This window comes from Streptomyces sp. R302 (assembly GCF_012927245.1).
Lineage (GTDB): Bacteria > Actinomycetota > Actinomycetes > Streptomycetales > Streptomycetaceae > Streptomyces.
The window spans coordinates 377,467-392,544 of the sequence record NZ_JABBGE010000001.1 but is presented as its reverse complement, the minus strand read 5'-3'; the positions used below and the strand labels follow the sequence as shown (position 1 = coordinate 392,544).

The following is a 15,078-nucleotide window of genomic DNA, read 5'->3' as shown; positions in this document are numbered from 1 at the left end:
CGTACGGGAATGGGCCCGCCGCTCTGGGGAGGAGCGGCGGGCCCTTCGCGTACGCGTACGGCTCCGGAGGCGTCAGCCCTTGCGGCCGACGAGCTTCCAGGCGGCCGGGAGGGCGCCCATGGCGAGGGCGGCCTTGAGGGCGTCGCCGATGAGGAAGGGCGTCAGGCCGGCGGCGACCGCCTGGCCGAGGGTCATGCCGGTGGCGAGGGCCAGGTAGGGCACGCCGACCGCGTAGATGATCGCGGAGCCGAGGACCATGGTGCCGGCGGTGCGCAGGACCGAGCGGTCGGCGCCGCGGCGGGCGAGGGCGCCGACGACGGTGGCGGCGAGCAGCATGCCGAGGATGTAGCCGAAGGACGGCATCGCGTAGCCGGAGCTCGCCTGCGCGAACCACGGGACGCCCGCCATGCCGACGACGGCGTACAGGGCGAGGGAGAGGAAGCCGCGGCGGGCGCCGAGGGCGGTGCCGACGAGCAGGGCGGCGAAGGTCTGGCCGGAGACCGGGACCGGCGAGCCGGGGACCGGGACGGTGAGCTGCGCGGCCAGGCCGGTGAGGGCGGCGCCGCCGACGACGAGGGCGACGTCGCGGACGCGGCTCGACGGGAGGAGGTCGGCCAGGACGGTGCCCGCACGGAGGGTGCGGACGGGGGCGGCGGCGGTGCTCATCGGTACTCCGCGGGGGTGAGGGGGTCGGGACAGGTCGACGCTATGCCAGGAGTGAGCGGCCGATCACCGTCAGCCGCCGACAAAGCCTCGGGCCGGGGCTTCATCGGTTTCCGACAAAGAGCCGGGAGGGCAGCACACGCCACGTGACGCTTGTCACTGGTGAAAGACAACTTCTGGTCCCTTTTGCGTCAAGGGTCGGTCAGCGGAGAGACTGTGGGGTCTCTATAAAGTCCCACCACTCCCAGAGCACGAGTCCCCCCACCATGCGCGACGCGGCACCGTCCACCCCGCCCACCCAGCTCACCCCGCTCACCGAACCGGAGCCGCTCTCGCACGGCCTGAAGCAGCGTCATCTGACGATGCTCGGGCTCGGCGGGGTCATCGGCGCCGGCCTCTTCGTCGGCTCGGGCGCGGGCATCGCGGTGGCCGGGCCCGGCATCGTGCTCTCGTACCTGATCGCGGGCGCGCTCGCGATGCTGGTGATGCGGATGCTGGGCGAGATGTCGGCGGCGATGCCCGCGTCCGGCGCGTTCTCGGTGCACGCGGAGCGGGCGCTCGGCCGCTGGGCCGGGTTCTCGGTGGGCTGGCTGTACTGGTTCCTGCTGGTCGTCGTCCTCGCCGTGGAGGCGACGGGCGCGGCGCGGATCGCGCACGGCTGGGTGCCGGGGGTGCCGCAGTGGGGCTGGGTGCTGCTCTTCATGGTCGTCTTCACCCTGGCCAACCTGGCGGCGGTGAAGAACTTCGGCGAGTTCGAGTTCTGGTTCGCGGCGCTGAAGGTCGGTGCGATCGTGCTCTTCCTGGCCCTCGGCGCGCTCGCGATCGTCGGCCTGCTGCCGACGGCGCCGATCTCCTCCGGCGATCCGGTCGGGCTCGCGAACCTGACCGGGCAGGGCGGTTTCCTGCCGAACGGCTGGTCCGGGGTGACCTCCGGGGTGCTCGCCGTGGTCTTCGCCTTCGGCGGCCTGGAGGTCGTCACGATCGCCGCCGCCGAGTCGGAGGACCCGGCGCGGAACGTGGCGCGGGCGGTGCGCAGCGCCGTGTGGCGGATCCTCCTCTTCTACGTGGGTTCGATGCTGGTGATCGTGACCCTGCTGCCGTGGACGTCGATGGTGCCGGGCGAGTCGCCGTACGTGGCGGTGCTCGACGCGATCGGGGTGCCGGGCGCGGGCCAGATCATGAACGTGGTGGTCTTCGTGGCGCTGCTCTCGGCGCTCAACGCCAATCTGTACGGCTCCTCCCGGATGGTCTTCTCGCTGGCCGAGCGCGGCGAGGCCCCGAAGGGGCTGCTGAGGGTGTCGGGGGGCGGGGTGCCGCGGCGGGCGGTGCTCGCCTCGGTGGCCTTCGGCTTCGTCTCCGTGCTCCTCAATCTGAAGTGGCCGGATTCCGTCTTCCTCTACATGCTCAACGCGGTCGGCGCGGTGCTGCTCTTCGTGTGGGCGCTGATCGCGGTGTCGCAGCTGCGGCTGCGGCCGAGGATCGAGCGGGAGGCGCCCCGGACGCTGACGCTGCGGATGTGGGGCTTCCCGTGGCTGACGTGGACGGCGCTGGCGGCGATGGGCGCGGTGCTCGTCCTGATGCTCACCGACGACGGGGCGCGGCCGCAGGTGCTGTGGTCGGCGGGGGCGACGGCGGCGGTGCTGCTCGTGGCGTGGCTGCGCGAGGTGCGGGCGTCGCGGGCGGCCCGCTCGTCCGCGACGCCCGCGACGAAACGGAACTGAATCTTCACCTTGTGTGAAGGTAGTGCCCGTATAGCGGACACCTGTTCCCTCTGAGCGGTGCGGGCACCCAGACTGTGGCCTTCCCTCCGCGTCTCAGCCGATGAACAGGGTTGCCCATGTCCCGGACCACCGCGCCCGCGCAGGCCGACCGCGAGGGCGGCACCGCCGCTCCCGCCGAGGGCCTCTCCCATGGCCTCAAGCAGCGCCATCTGTCGATGATCGCCCTCGGCGGCGTCATCGGCGCCGGCCTCTTCGTCGGCTCCGGCGCCGGCATCGCCGCCGCCGGCCCCTCGATCGTCGTCGCCTACGCGATCTCCGGCGTGCTCGTCATGCTGGTGATGCGGATGCTCGGCGAGATGTCGGCGGCCAACCCCGCCTCCGGCTCCTTCTCCGTCCACGCCGAGCGCGCCTTCGGCCCCTGGGCCGGCTTCACCGCCGGCTGGGCCTTCTGGTTCCTGCTCTGCGTGGCCGTCGGCCTGGAGGGCATCGGCGCCGCGAACATCATGACGGGCTGGTTCCCGGGCACCCCCGCGTGGGCCTGGGTGGCGCTCTTCATGCTGGTCTTCTGCGGCACCAACCTGGCCGCGGTGAAGAACTTCGGCGAGTTCGAGTTCTGGTTCGCCGCGCTGAAGGTCGGCGCGATCGTCCTCTTCCTCGGCATCGGCGTGCTCGCCATCGCCGGCGTCCTGCCCGGCACCGACGCCCCCGGCGCCGCCAACCTCACCGGCGACGGCGGCTTCTTCCCGCACGGCTCCGAGGGCCTGATCGTCGGCCTGCTCGCCTCCGTCTTCGCGTACGGCGGCCTGGAGACGGTCACCATCGCGGCCGCCGAGTCCGAGCACCCGGTGCAGGGCGTCGCCAAGGCGGTCCGTACGGCGATGTGGCGCATCGCGCTCTTCTACATCGGCTCGATGGCGGTCATCGTCACCCTCGTTCCGTGGAACGACCCGGCGGTCGTCGAGAAGGGCCCGTACGTCGCCACCCTCGACCACCTGGGCATCGAGTCCGCCGGCCAGATCATGAACGTGGTCGTCCTGGTCGCCCTGCTCTCCGCGATGAACGCCAACATCTACGGCGCCTCCCGCATGGCCCGCTCGCTGGTCGGCCGCGGCCAGGGCCCGCAGGCGCTGGGCCGCACCTCCGGCGGCGTGCCGCGCCCGGCGGTGCTGGCCTCCTCGGTCGTGGGCTTCGGCGCCGTCCTGCTGAGCTACTGGTCGCCGGACAAGGCGTTCGTCTGGCTGCTCAACACGATCGGCGCGATCATCCTCGTCGTCTGGTTCTTCATCGCCGCCTCCCAGCTGGTGCTGCGCCGCCGCACCGAGCGCGAGGAGCCGGAGAAGCTGGTCGTGAAGATGTGGGCCTTCCCGGTACTGACCTGGGTGGCGCTGGCCGGCATGGCCGCGATCTTCTTCCTGATGGCCCGCGAGGAGGGCACCCGGATCCAGCTGTACGCGACGGGCGCGCTGACGCTCGGCCTCGCCGTCGTCGGCTTCGCGCTCCAGAGGACCCGCGAGAAGGCGGTCGGGACCGAGGCCGAGAGGGTCTGAGCCCTCCGCCGCTCCTCGTACGAACGCCCCGCCGGGCACGGAACCGGCGGGGCGTTCGCGCGTACGGGACCGGGTCAGCCGCCGCAGTAGGGCGCCGTGCGGACGTGTCCGCCCCGGTTCTCGTCGTCCGTGCCGAGGAGGGCGTCGCCGGTGCCGGGGAGGCACTCGACGGCCTCGGTCTTGTAGCCGGGGAAGGTGCCGAGCGGGACCGGGCGGGCGGCGAGGGAGATCCGTACCCGGCCGGTGGCGGTGAGGACGACCTGCCCGGCGTCGGTGACGGCGGAGTCGAAGGGGCCGTCGTCACCGGCGTCCGACGCCGAGCTCACCAGGATCCGGCCGGAGTCGGTGACGGAGATGTCGGAGATGTGCCGGGTCCCCGCGCCCGTGGGGTACGGGGCGGTGAAGGGGCGCCGGGTGACGGCGCCGAACTTCGGCTCGCCCCAGGCGGCGAAGGCGAGCGGGGCGGCGTAGAGGGTGGCGGGCCGGTCGGGGCCCTCGCCGCGGTCGGCCCAGAGGGCGGCGAACCGGCCGTCGCGGGCGACGAGCGCGAAGCTCTCGACATCGTCGCCCTCGCCGATCGCCGGCAGCGGGGTGTACTCGACGACCGTGGCCGTGGTGCCGGCGACCCTCAGCCGGTAGACGATCCCGCGCGCGGCGACGGCGAGGTACTCCCCCGGCGCCCCGGGGATCGCCTCGACGGCCTCCAGGTCGACGGGTTCGGCCCCGTCCCAGGTCAGCGGGGTGACGGTGGCGGGGTCGGCGCCGTACGCGAGCCGGGAGAGGCGCTGCTGTCCGGAGCGCTTGTTGTCGTGGACGACGAGGGCGGTGCCGCTGCCGTCACCCTCGGCGGCGAGGCCGCTGACGCCACTGCGGGCGTCCGCGCCGACCTGGCGCCAGGGGGCGGCGGCCTGGGCGGTACCGGCGAGCAGGGCGACGAGGACACCGGCGGCGGCGAGTCTCAGGGGGAGCTTCATGCCCGCACGTTATTGATCTTGAAAGGGGTGGGGACAGCCCCGGTGTCCGCCGTTCGGCGGAGCGCGCGGAAGCGGACGGGAGAACGGCGGACCTAGGACCAGGGACTGATCAACTTCTCCCGCAAGTGCTGTTAGCCTGCACTTGCATAGAGGTTGCAATAAGAAGTCGGTCGAAGGGCTTGGCACACATGGCGATCTACACACTTCCGGAGCTGCCGTACGACTACGCGGCGCTGGAGCCGGTGATCGATCCGCAGATCATCGAGCTGCACCACGACAAGCACCACGCCGCCTACGTCAAGGGCGCGAACGACACCCTGGAGCAGCTGGAGGAGGCCCGCGACAAGGACCAGTGGGGAGCGGTCAACGGCCTGGAGAAGAACCTCGCGTTCCACCTCTCCGGCCACATCCTCCACTCCATCTACTGGAACAACATGGCGAGCCCGAAGGGCGGCGAGGGCGGCGGCGAGCCGCTCGCGGCCGACGGCGTCGGCGAGCTCGCCGACGCGATCACCGAGTCCTTCGGCTCCTTCGCGAAGTTCAAGGCCCAGCTGACCAAGGCCTCGGCGACCACCCAGGGCTCCGGCTGGGGCGTCCTCGCCTACGAGCCGGTCAGCGGCCGCCTCATCGTCGAGCAGGTCTACGACCACCAGGGCAACGTCGGCCAGGGCTCGGTCCCGGTCCTGGTCTTCGACGCCTGGGAGCACGCCTTCTACCTCCAGTACAAGAACCAGAAGGTCGACTTCATCGAGGCCATGTGGCAGGTCGTCAACTGGCAGGACGTGAACAAGCGCTACCAGGCCGCGAAGGCCAGCGTCCCGCTGATCTCGTTCTGACCCCCGCTCGTCCCGCCCCCGCTCGTCCTGCTCGTGATCGTCTTCTCAACCTTCACCGGGCAGGCGGATGAAAGAAGAACCCCCGCGACGACCTGAGTCGCGGGGGTTCTTCCGTGCCGGGGGGCGCCTACTCGAAGCTCGGTCCCGCCGTCCGCGTGCGCTTGATCTCGTAGAAGCCCGGGGTGGACGCCACGAGCAGCGTGCCGTCCCACAGCCGGGCCGCCGCCTCGCCGCGCGGGGTGGGGGTGACGACCGGGCCGAAGAAGGCGACCTCGTCGCCGTCCGGGCCGGGCACCGCGATCACCGGGGTGCCGACGTCCTGGCCGACCTTCCCGATGCCCTCCGCGTGGGAGGCGCGCAGCTCGGTGTCGTACGTGTCCTTGTCGGCGTACTCCACCAGGTCCTCGGGGAGGCCGACGTCCTTCAGCGCGCCGGCGACGGCCTCGCGGGTGGGCCCCTCGCCGTTGTTGTGGAAGCGGGTGCCGAGCGCGGTGTAGAGCTTGCCGACGACCTCGTCGCCGTGCAGCTGCTGGGCTGCCGTGACCACCCGGACCGGGCCCCAGGCCTTGGTCTCCAGCATCTCCCGGTACTCGGCGGGGACCTCGTCCAGCCGGTCCTCGTTCAGGACCGCGAGGCTCATCACCTTCCAGCGCACGTCCACCGGGCGGACCTTCTCCACCTCCAGCATCCAGCGGGAGGTCATCCACGCCCAGGGGCACAGCGGGTCGAAGAAGAACTCTGCGGTGGTCCTACTCTCGGACATGTCACTCCTCGGGGCGGTCGAAAAGGGGGATGCGCGCCGACTCGCCGCAACACCCGGGGGCCGTGTCGGCATTCCCGTGCGCCCGGTGAAAGGTACGCATGGGAGGATCGGTGCTGTTTCGAACACGCCACGAAGGAGTGACCGTGCCCGGTGAGAACCTGTCCCGCGACGAGGCCCACGAGCGGGCGGCGCTGCTGTCCGTCGACGGCTACGAGGTCGCCCTCGACCTGCGGTCGGCGGTCGGCGAGTCCACGGAGGCGGTACGCACCTTCCGCTCGGTGACGACGATCCGCTTCCGCCGCACCGGCGACGGCGACACGACCTTCGCCGACCTGGTCGCGCCGTCGGTCACCGCCGTCACCCTCAACGGTCGGGAGCTCGACCCGGCGGTCGTCTTCGACGGGGCCCGGATCGCCCTGGACGGCCTGGCCGACGAGAACGTCCTGGTCGTCGACGCGCAGTGCGCCTACAGCCGCACCGGCGAGGGCATGCACCGCTTCGTCGACCCCGAGGACGGCGAGGTGTACCTGTACACCCAGTACGAGCCGGCCGACGCCCGCCGGGTCTACGCCAACTTCGAGCAGCCCGACCTGAAGGCGCCGTACCGCTTCGAGGTGACCGCGCCCGACGCGTGGACGGTGTGGAGCAACGGCGCCGGCGAGCGGGGCGCCGACGGAGTGTGGCGCTTCGCCGAGACCGCGCCGATCTCCACGTACATCACCTGCGTGGTGGCGGGGCCGTACCACTACGTCACCGACACCTACCGGCGCGGCGACGTCGAGATCCCGCTCGGCGCGATGTGCCGCAAGGGGCTCGCGAGGCACTTCGACGCGGACGACGTCTTCCTGATCACCAAGCAGGGCTTCGACTTCTTCCACGACAACTTCGACTACCCGTACCCCTTCGGCAAGTACGACCAGGCCTTCGTGCCCGAGTACAACCTCGGCGCCATGGAGAACCCCGGCATGGTCACCTTCACCGAGGAGTACATCCACCGGGGCAAGGTCACCCAGGCGGCGTACGAGCGGCGCGCCAACACGATCCTGCACGAGATGGCCCACATGTGGTTCGGCGACCTCGTCACCATGGCCTGGTGGGACGACCTGTGGCTGAAGGAGTCCTTCGCCGACTTCATGGGCTCCTTCTCGCTCGCCGAGGCCACCCGCTTCACCGACAGCTGGGTCACCTTCGCCAACAACCGCAAGGCGTGGGCCTACCGCGCCGACCAGCTGCCCTCCACCCACCCGATCACGGCCGACATCCACGACCTGGAGGACGCCAAGCTCAACTTCGACGGCATCACCTACGCCAAGGGCGCCTCCGTCCTCAAGCAGCTCGTCGCCTACGCCGGCCGGGACGCCTTCCTGGAGGGCGCCCGCCGCTACTTCAAGCGCCACGCCTACGGCAACACCCGCCTGAACGACCTGCTGTCCGTCCTGGAGGAGACCTCGGGGCGTGACATGAAGGCCTGGTCGAAGTCCTGGCTCCAGACCTCCGGCGTCAACGTCCTCGCCCCCGAGGTCACCTACGACGCCGAGGGCCGCGTCACCGAGCTCGCCGTCCTCCAGGAGGGCGCCGAGCTCCGCCCGCACCGGATCGCGGTCGGCCTCTACCGGCTCACCGACGGCGCGCTCGTGCGGTACGCGCGCGTGGAGACCGACGTCGCCGGGCCCCGCACGGTCGTCGACGGCCTCGCCGGCAGCGAGCGGCCGGACCTGATCCTCGTCAACGACGACGACCTCACCTACTGCAAGGTCCGCTTCGACGAGCGCTCCCTCGACACCCTCCGCGAGCACCTCGGCTCCATCACCGACCCGCTGGCCCGCGCCCTGTGCTGGTCGGCGCTGTGGAACCTGACCCGGGACGGGCTCATGCCGGCCCGTGACTTCGTCGCCGCCGTCCTCGCCTTCGCCGGCCGCGAGACCGACATCGGCGTCCTCCAGATGGTGCACGCCTGGGCGCGGACCGCCGTCACCCACTACGCGGCCCCCGCGTGGCGCGCCGAGGGCGGACGGCAGCTCGCCGAGGGCGGACTGCGCGAGCTGCGGCTCGCCGAGCCGGGCAGCGAGCACCAGCTGACCTGGGCCCGCTTCCTCGCCGCGACCGCCTCCTCCGACGCCGACCTCCAGCTCCTGGAGGGGCTGCTCGCCGGCACCGCCCGGATCGACGGCCTCGACGTCGACCAGGAGCTGCGCTGGGCGCTGCTCTCCCCGCTCGCCGAGTACGGCCGGGCCGACGAGACGCGCATCGACGAGGAGCTCGCCAGGGACGACACCGCCAGCGGCAAGCGCCACCAGGTGCGGCTGCTCGCCGCCCGGCCCTCGGCGGCCGTCAAGGCGCAGGCGTGGGCGCAGGTCGTCGAGTCGGACACCCTGTCGAACGCGCTGGTCAGCGCGGTCATCGCCGGTTTCGCGCAGCCCTCGCAGCGCGAGCTGACCGCCCCGTACGCGGAGAAGTACTTCGCGGCGATCGAGCGGATCTGGGCCGAGCGGTCGATCCAGATCGGCATGACCGTGGTGCGCGGGCTCTTCCCGGCGCACCAGGACCGCCCGGAGACCCTGGCGGCCACCGACGCCTGGCTGAAGGAGCACGCGGACGCGGCCCCGGCCCTTCGCCGCCTCGTCCTGGAGTCCCGCGACGACCTGGCCCGCGCGCTGCGGGCGCAGGAGTGCGACGCGCTGGAGGACTGAGCCGGCGCTAAGGAGGGGTCCGCGGCTCCGCGGGCCCCTCCCGGCCGTCGCGCCCGGCCCGCTGTCCGCGGGCCCTCCCCGGCGGGCCCCCTCTCGGCAGTCGAACGCGCGTACTTTAGTGCGGGCTTGTCCGGGTTCGGCCACCGCCTTGTAACAGGCCGTTAGGGCCGGTCCGGGGTGCGGAAGACCCCCGGCATGAACCACAACACCCCCATCACCCCCCGCCCCCGCCCCCTCGCCTCCCCCGCGGGCATCGCCCAACGTCTCGCCTCCACCGGCCAGTTGCGGGCCATGGGCGTGCCCGCCGCCGAGGTCGCCGGACGGGTCGCGGCCGGCGGCGACTGGCAGCAGCTGCTGCCCGGCGTCTTCCTGCTCCACCCCGGCGCTCCCACCAGCGACGACCGGATGCGGGCCGCGCTGCTCTACGCCCGCAGGGACGGCGAGGCGCCCCTGCACGGCCCCGGCGCGATGCTCACCGGGCTCGCCGCGCTCGCCCTGCACGGCTTCTCCTCCACTCCCCCGCCGGCCGCCCTGGACCGCATCGACGTCCTGGTGGGCCGCACCCGGCGCCTGCGGACGACCGGCTTCGTCCGGATCGTGCGGGCGCCGGACTCCCCGGAGCCGGTGGAGCTCGACGAGCTGCCGGTGGCGCCGGTCGCCCGGGCGCTCGCCGACGCGGTCTCGGGGCTGCACGACGCGGAGACCGTGCGCCGGCTGCTCACCGAGGCGGTGCGCGACGGCCACTGCGAACCGACCGTCCTGGTCCGGGAGCTGAGCCGGCTGCGGCTGCTGACCCGGCCGCACGTGGTGGACGCGGTGGACTCGCTCCTCGTGGAGGGGCGGGCGCTGTCGGAGGAGCGGCTGTACGAGATGGTGCGGGACTTCGCGCTGCCGGACCCGCTGTGGAACGTGGACCTGCGGCTGCCGGGCGGCCCGCACCTCGGCGGGGTGGACGCCTACTGGCCGGACCAGGCGGTGGCGGTGGAGCTGGACACCCGGGCGCCGCGGCAGGACGAGGACGCGCTGTGGTCCGAGTACACCCGCAAGCGGGAGCACCTGGAGCGGCTCGGCATCACGGTGGTCCACCTGACCCCGCGCAAGCTGCGCGAGGCGATGGACCAGCAGGCCACCGTGGTCCGTACGGCCCTGATGGCCGCGGCGGAGCGGCAGCCCGCCGCGTACGTCGTCGTCCTGCCCCGGTGAGGTGCCTCAGGTGAGCTACTTCTCGGGGAAGGTGCCGCAGAACTCGCCCTCGATGATGGCCTGGGTGTCGCCGGTCCAGTCGGCGTTGATGTTGGCGGCGAGCGAGTGCCGGCCGTCGCGGGTGGTGTACGCCTCCGAGAGCGAGCCGTGGATGCCGCCGCCGTGGCCCCAGACCTCCTTGCCGCAGTCCAGCTTCTGCTTCATGATCCCGAGGCCGTAGCCCGCCCCGAGGCGATGCTCGGAGAGGTCGACGGTCGTGGTCATCTCCCGCAGGGCGGCCTTCGGCAGCAGGCGGCCCTGGAACAGGGCGCGGTAGAAGGTCTGGAGGTCGCGCGAGTCGGAGATCATCTCGCCGGCGGCGTAGGCGAGGGTGGGGCTGAGCTCGCTGACGTCGTGCACGGGGGCGTTCCCGTCGGCGGAGAGCGTGGAGTACGCGGGGGAGCTGGGGTTCGGCATGGTCGGGTCGGTGCCGGGGACGCTGGTCGCGCGGAGCTTGAGGGGCTTGATGATCCGGTTCTCGACGGCCTTGCCGTAGGGGCGTCCGGTGACCTTCTCGATGACCATGCCGGCGAGCACGTAGTTGGTGTTCGAGTAGTTCCAGGAGGTGCCGGGGGCGAAGTCGGGGGCGTGCTCCATGGCGACGGCGACGAGCTGCGCGGGCGTCCAGCGGTCGTAGCGGTGCTCCAGGAAGCCGGGGCCGAAGACCTTCTCCTGGAAGACGGGGTCGGCGGTGACGTTGTAGATGCCGCTGGTGTGGTTGAGGAGCTGACGGACGGTGATCCTCCGGCCGTCGTGGCCGTTGCCGCGGACGACGCCGGGGAGCCACTTCTCGACCGGGTCGTCGAGGTCGAGACGGCCCTCGGCCTGGAGCTGGAGGAGGACGGTGGCGGCGAAGGTCTTGGTGATGGAGCCGACGCGGAAGCGGTCGTCGCCGCCGCGCTCGCCGGCGGTGCCGGTCCAGGAACGGCCGCCGACGCGGGCCTGGGCGACGGCGCCGGGGACGCCGTCGACGACGGCGGCCCGGAGCGCCGCCTGGGTGGCCGCGTGGTCCTTCTTCGCGGCGGCCGCGGGGGCCGCGGGGGCCGCCGGGCCGGCCGCGAGGGCGGGCGCGGCGAGCGCGGTGACGGTGAGACCGGCGGCGAGGGCGGTGGCGACGACGGTACGGGCGGTGCGGGCGGTGGCCATGCGGAGTTCCCCTGTTCCGTGGTGAACCGGTGAGCCGGTGAGCCGGTGGTTCCGGCGTCTCCGGTGTTCCGGTGTTCCGGTGTGGTCGGCGGGGAGGACCACGGGGGGTGCGGGGAAGGTTGAGCGGCGGTGGGACGGTTGAGCTCTTTTCAGCCGTTCGCCGGGCCCGCGAGGCGGGAGCGGCCCACGGGGGGTCGCTCCCGCCACAGGTCGAGCCCGATGTCGACGAGTTCGACCCGGGGCAGGTCCGGCACGGAGTCCAGCGGGTGCCAGGCCGCGAGATCGGTGGAACCGCCGGTCTCGTTGCGGAGTTCGCCGCCGGTGATCCGGGCCTCGTAGAGGATCCCGAGCCCCTGGAAGGAGCCGGGCGCGCCGATGCGGGCGATCCACTGGCGCATGATCGAGTCGATGCCGAGGAGGGCGGTCGGCTCGACCGTGTACCCGGTCTCCTCCTCGACCTCGCGGACGACGGTCCCGACGGGTTCCTCCCCGTGCTCCATGCCGCCCCCGGGCAGCGTCCACCGCTTGGTGCCGTCCCTGGCCACCCAGCGGGCGAGCAGTATCTCGTGGTCCCGGACGACTACGGCGTAGGCCGCCACCCGCAGCTCCTGCTTCATGCGCAGCAGGCTAGGGGGATGGCTAGATCCAGTACACGGGGTACGTACGGCGGGTGGCGCGGGCGGCGAGCAGGCCGACCGCGACGAGTACCGCGCAGGAGGCGAGCAGCAGCCCGGTGAAGGTCCAGAACGGCGGGCTGCCGAGGGCGACGATCACCGCGGTGGCGGCGGCCGGGGAGTGCGGGGCGCGGGCGAGCATCATCGCGCCGAGGGCGAGCCCGCCGGCGACGGCCGCGCTCCACAGGCCGGGGCCCGCGACCGCGAGGACGGCGAAGCCGGCCAGGGCGGAGAGGAGCTGGCCGCCGACGACCGAGCGCGGCTGGGAGAGCGGCAGGTCCGGGGAGGCGGCGACCAGCGCCATGCTCGCGGCGAGCGGCGGGATGAGCAGCGGGTGGTGCAGGACGGTGCCGAGGGCGACCAGCAGGAGGAGGGCGGCGGTGCTGGTGCCGGTGGCGACGAGGACCGCGACCGGGCGGGGCCGGGGCGGCGGCCCGGGGCGGCGTGCGGGGGCGGGTTCGGGTGCGGGGACGGTCGCGGGCGCGGGCGCGGTGGCCGCGATCGTCTGGGTGGCAGTGGTCACGGGTTCCTCGGGATCGGGGATCGGGAGTCCGCGTGCGGGCGGCAGGGCAGGGTGCGTGATCAGGGGGTGGTCGGATTGGCCGGGGAGTATTCCGGCGTGGACCAGCGCAGGGGGCTGGCGGCCGGGGTCTCGACGACGCTGTCGACCCGGAAGCGGACGAACCGCTCCTCCAAACGGTATACCGTTTCCGCCCGGCCGCTGAGCTGGAGGGTCGTGCCCGTCTCCCAGTCCAGGAAGAGGAGACCCGCCCTTTCGTCGGTCTCCAGGTTGCCGAGTGTGAGGAACATCGCGTTGCCGGGGTAGTCCCGCCAGAGGAGTTCGCGGGGGCCCTCGGTGTGGACGAAGCCGGGGTTGCCGCCGCGGTGGCTGGCGTCGGCGCCGTCCGGTCCGACGGTGGCGACGAAGAAGGTGTCGGCCGCGCGGACGGCGGCGAGCTGGGCCTCCGTCAGCGCGTCGCCCCGGTGGGCGGTCAGCGGGCCCGGGCCGGCGGGATCGGGGGCGTACAGCTCGCGCTTCTGGAGGTACTTGGGGCAGTTGGCGAAGACCTGCTCCGCCTCGATCAGGAGGCCGCGGGCGCTGGGGCGGGCGGTGCCGTTGAGGCGCATGCGGCGGCGGGTGCGGGGGTCCAGGGCGAGGGTGCCGACGGGGGTCTCGGTCGTCAGGACCTCCGCGAGCGGGTCGTCGGGGCGGGGTGCGGCCGCGACCGAGATCGCGTGCGGGTCGGTCGCACGGGCGAAGCCGGGGGCGCCGGTCAGCAGGCTCGCCCAGACGTGGCCGTCCGGGGCCGCCGCCCCCAGGACCAGCATGGGCTGGAGCTCCAGGAAGGCGGCGGCGACCGGACGGATGCCGGGGCGGATGCTGGGGGCGATGTGGGCGGCGGCGTCTCGGAGGCCGAGGCGTTCCTGTACGGCTACCGAGCCGTGGTGGTACGCGGTCTGCATGGCGGGCTCCAGGTGGGTGCGGGTTCTTGGGTGCGGGACAGCCCCTGAGCGCGGGAGGCGCGTTCGGCGGTGTGCCCACCCGTTCCTCCCCCAAGGACTTCGTCCAGGGGGACCCCCAAGCGGAACGCCTGCCCACACCGAGGGGGCGGCTAGAAGAAGCCGCAGGTGGGGGCCGTGGCGCTCGGGGCCTGGGCGCCTTCCGCGCCCTTGGGGACGTTGATCTCCAGGCGGGTGCCGTCGGGGTCGTGGAAGAAGATGCCGGCGGCGGTGGCGCCTTCGCGGAGGGCGACGACGCCGTCGTAGGCGAAGGCGACGCCCTGGGCCTTGAGCGCGGCCTCGGCCTCGCGGACCTTCTCGATGGACTCGGCCTCGAAGGCCAGGTGGTGGAGGCCGGCGCGGTTCGCCTCGTATCCGCCCTCGGCCTGCTGCCAGAGGGTGAGCGTGAGCCGGCCGTCCTGGCCGAGGAAGGCGTAGCGCCGGCCGTCGGCGTCGCCGACGCCGATCGTCTCGAAGCCGAGGACCTCCCCGTAGAAGCGGAGCGAGCGGTCCAGGTCGGTGACGTTGATGCCGATGTGTGCCGTGTTCAGCGTGCCGATCGCGGACATGACGGTCCCCTCGTTTCCGGTCGCCCCCTTCGGGCTAACCGCTTAACTCGACTTTAGAGGTTAGAACTCTCCAGGCGCAACCCGTCACGTACGCTTGAGGGGTTAGAACGCCCCGGGGCCGAGGAGGACGCCCGTCATGACCGTCACCGACCCGCGGCCGCTGACCGGCGAACCCCTCTCCCTGGACCTGCTCAACACCCGGTGGATGAGAGAGGGGGAGCCCCAGGACCTCCTCGCCGGCGTCGAGGGGCTCGCGGTCTGGCTCGCGGCCAACGGGCTCGGCGGACGGTTCGCCGCCGACGAGGCCACGCTCCGCCACACCCGTACCGCCCGCGAGGCGCTGAAGGCGCTGGTCGACCGGCCCGGCGACCCGGGCGCGACCGCGCGGGTCGACGCCGTCCTGGAGCACGGCCGGATCCGCGCGGAGCTCACCGCCGAAGGGCCCGGCGAGCGCGCCGAGTTCGCCGATCCGGCGTGGGGGCCGGGGTGGACGGCCGCCCGCGACTACCTCGACCTGCTGCGGACCGCGCCGGACCGGATCAGGGTCTGCGCGCACGAGGCGTGCATCCTGCACTTCCTGGACACCTCACGGAACGGCACCCGGCGCTGGCACTCGATGGCGACCTGCGGCAACCGCGCGAAGGCGTCCCGGCACTACGCCCGCACCAAGGAGCAGTGAGAGCGGGGAACCACCCGTCGAATCGCCCTCATTGAGGGCGATTCGTGCTCTGTGGCGGAGGATGCGCGGTGGCG

14 protein-coding genes are annotated in these 15,078 nt (G+C 72.8%); 6 read left to right on the top strand and 8 right to left on the bottom strand.

Going from position 1 to position 15,078, the window contains the following annotated elements:
• Window positions 1-72: 72 nt before the first annotated feature.
• Window positions 73-666, bottom strand: coding sequence for a biotin transporter BioY (locus tag HHL19_RS01715; protein WP_169084793.1), 594 nt, complete (start codon window positions 664-666; stop codon window positions 73-75).
• A 263-nt stretch (window positions 667-929) separates the two neighbouring features.
• On the opposite strand from HHL19_RS01715, the gene HHL19_RS01710 reads away from it, so the two are divergent.
• Entirely contained in the window at window positions 930-2,384 is a 1,455-nt protein-coding gene (locus tag HHL19_RS01710; protein WP_169084791.1) for an amino acid permease, read from the top strand.
• A gap of 116 nt (window positions 2,385-2,500) precedes the next feature.
• Window positions 2,501-3,931: an amino acid permease gene (locus HHL19_RS01705; RefSeq protein ID WP_169084789.1), complete on the top strand. Its 1,431-nt coding sequence runs from the start codon at window positions 2,501-2,503 to the stop codon at window positions 3,929-3,931.
• Window positions 3,932-4,005: 74 nt separating this feature from the next.
• Here HHL19_RS01705 and HHL19_RS01700 read toward each other — a convergent pair whose 3' ends face one another.
• Window positions 4,006-4,905, bottom strand: coding sequence for a hypothetical protein (locus tag HHL19_RS01700; protein WP_169084788.1), 900 nt, complete (start codon window positions 4,903-4,905; stop codon window positions 4,006-4,008).
• Between the two features lie 188 nt (window positions 4,906-5,093).
• On the opposite strand from HHL19_RS01700, the gene HHL19_RS01695 reads away from it, so the two are divergent.
• Window positions 5,094-5,741, top strand: a complete 648-nt coding sequence (locus HHL19_RS01695; RefSeq protein WP_169084787.1) for a superoxide dismutase — start codon at window positions 5,094-5,096, stop codon at window positions 5,739-5,741.
• Between the two features lie 127 nt (window positions 5,742-5,868).
• Here the strand turns inward: HHL19_RS01695 and HHL19_RS01690 are convergent, their stop codons facing one another.
• Window positions 5,869-6,504 (bottom strand): DsbA family protein, encoded by a 636-nt coding sequence (locus HHL19_RS01690; RefSeq protein ID WP_169084785.1) that lies wholly within the window; start codon window positions 6,502-6,504, stop codon window positions 5,869-5,871.
• Between the two features lie 143 nt (window positions 6,505-6,647).
• On the opposite strand from HHL19_RS01690, the gene pepN reads away from it, so the two are divergent.
• Window positions 6,648-9,194, top strand: coding sequence for an aminopeptidase N (gene pepN, locus HHL19_RS01685; RefSeq protein ID WP_346768228.1), 2,547 nt, complete (start codon window positions 6,648-6,650; stop codon window positions 9,192-9,194).
• A gap of 195 nt (window positions 9,195-9,389) precedes the next feature.
• Window positions 9,390-10,397, top strand: a complete 1,008-nt coding sequence (locus HHL19_RS01680; RefSeq protein ID WP_169084781.1) for a hypothetical protein — start codon at window positions 9,390-9,392, stop codon at window positions 10,395-10,397.
• A gap of 15 nt (window positions 10,398-10,412) precedes the next feature.
• Here the strand turns inward: HHL19_RS01680 and HHL19_RS01675 are convergent, their stop codons facing one another.
• From HHL19_RS01675 to HHL19_RS01655, 5 genes are all read right to left on the bottom strand, one after another.
• Window positions 10,413-11,582 carry a serine hydrolase domain-containing protein gene (locus HHL19_RS01675; protein WP_169084779.1) on the bottom strand — a complete coding sequence of 390 codons (1,170 nt, stop codon included), beginning with the start codon at window positions 11,580-11,582 and terminating at the stop codon, window positions 10,413-10,415.
• A 149-nt stretch (window positions 11,583-11,731) separates the two neighbouring features.
• Window positions 11,732-12,199 carry an NUDIX hydrolase gene (locus HHL19_RS01670; RefSeq protein ID WP_169084777.1) on the bottom strand — a complete coding sequence of 156 codons (468 nt, stop codon included), beginning with the start codon at window positions 12,197-12,199 and terminating at the stop codon, window positions 11,732-11,734.
• A 22-nt stretch (window positions 12,200-12,221) separates the two neighbouring features.
• Window positions 12,222-12,779, bottom strand: coding sequence for an HPP family protein (locus tag HHL19_RS01665; RefSeq protein WP_346768227.1), 558 nt, complete (start codon window positions 12,777-12,779; stop codon window positions 12,222-12,224).
• 59 nt (window positions 12,780-12,838) lie between these two features.
• Window positions 12,839-13,720 (bottom strand): pyridoxamine 5'-phosphate oxidase family protein, encoded by an 882-nt coding sequence (locus HHL19_RS01660; protein WP_169084776.1) that lies wholly within the window; start codon window positions 13,718-13,720, stop codon window positions 12,839-12,841.
• Window positions 13,721-13,869: 149 nt separating this feature from the next.
• Entirely contained in the window at window positions 13,870-14,325 is a 456-nt protein-coding gene (locus HHL19_RS01655) for a VOC family protein (protein ID WP_169084774.1), read from the bottom strand.
• 136 nt (window positions 14,326-14,461) lie between these two features.
• Here HHL19_RS01655 and HHL19_RS01650 point away from each other — a divergent pair, with 136 nt between their 5' ends.
• Entirely contained in the window at window positions 14,462-15,004 is a 543-nt protein-coding gene (locus HHL19_RS01650) for a CGNR zinc finger domain-containing protein (RefSeq protein WP_169084772.1), read from the top strand.
• The last annotated feature ends 74 nt before the right edge of the window (window positions 15,005-15,078 follow it).

Excerpts from the sequence above, each read along its gene's own strand:
- HHL19_RS01670 (WP_169084777.1), bottom strand. The coding sequence starts at position 12,199 with ATGAAGCAGGAGCTGCGGGTGGCGGCCTACGCCGTAGTCGTCCGGGAC.
- HHL19_RS01680 (WP_169084781.1), top strand. The coding sequence starts at position 9,390 with ATGAACCACAACACCCCCATCACCCCCCGCCCCCGCCCCCTCGCCTCC.
- HHL19_RS01715 (WP_169084793.1), bottom strand. The coding sequence starts at position 666 with ATGAGCACCGCCGCCGCCCCCGTCCGCACCCTCCGTGCGGGCACCGTC.
- HHL19_RS01710 (WP_169084791.1), top strand. The coding sequence starts at position 930 with ATGCGCGACGCGGCACCGTCCACCCCGCCCACCCAGCTCACCCCGCTC.
- HHL19_RS01655 (WP_169084774.1), bottom strand. The coding sequence starts at position 14,325 with ATGTCCGCGATCGGCACGCTGAACACGGCACACATCGGCATCAACGTC.
- HHL19_RS01700 (WP_169084788.1), bottom strand. The coding sequence starts at position 4,905 with ATGAAGCTCCCCCTGAGACTCGCCGCCGCCGGTGTCCTCGTCGCCCTG.
- HHL19_RS01675 (WP_169084779.1), bottom strand. The coding sequence starts at position 11,582 with ATGGCCACCGCCCGCACCGCCCGTACCGTCGTCGCCACCGCCCTCGCC.
- HHL19_RS01650 (WP_169084772.1), top strand. The coding sequence starts at position 14,462 with ATGACCGTCACCGACCCGCGGCCGCTGACCGGCGAACCCCTCTCCCTG.
- HHL19_RS01705 (WP_169084789.1), top strand. The coding sequence starts at position 2,501 with ATGTCCCGGACCACCGCGCCCGCGCAGGCCGACCGCGAGGGCGGCACC.
- HHL19_RS01695 (WP_169084787.1), top strand. The coding sequence starts at position 5,094 with ATGGCGATCTACACACTTCCGGAGCTGCCGTACGACTACGCGGCGCTG.
- HHL19_RS01690 (WP_169084785.1), bottom strand. The coding sequence starts at position 6,504 with ATGTCCGAGAGTAGGACCACCGCAGAGTTCTTCTTCGACCCGCTGTGC.
- HHL19_RS01660 (WP_169084776.1), bottom strand. The coding sequence starts at position 13,720 with ATGCAGACCGCGTACCACCACGGCTCGGTAGCCGTACAGGAACGCCTC.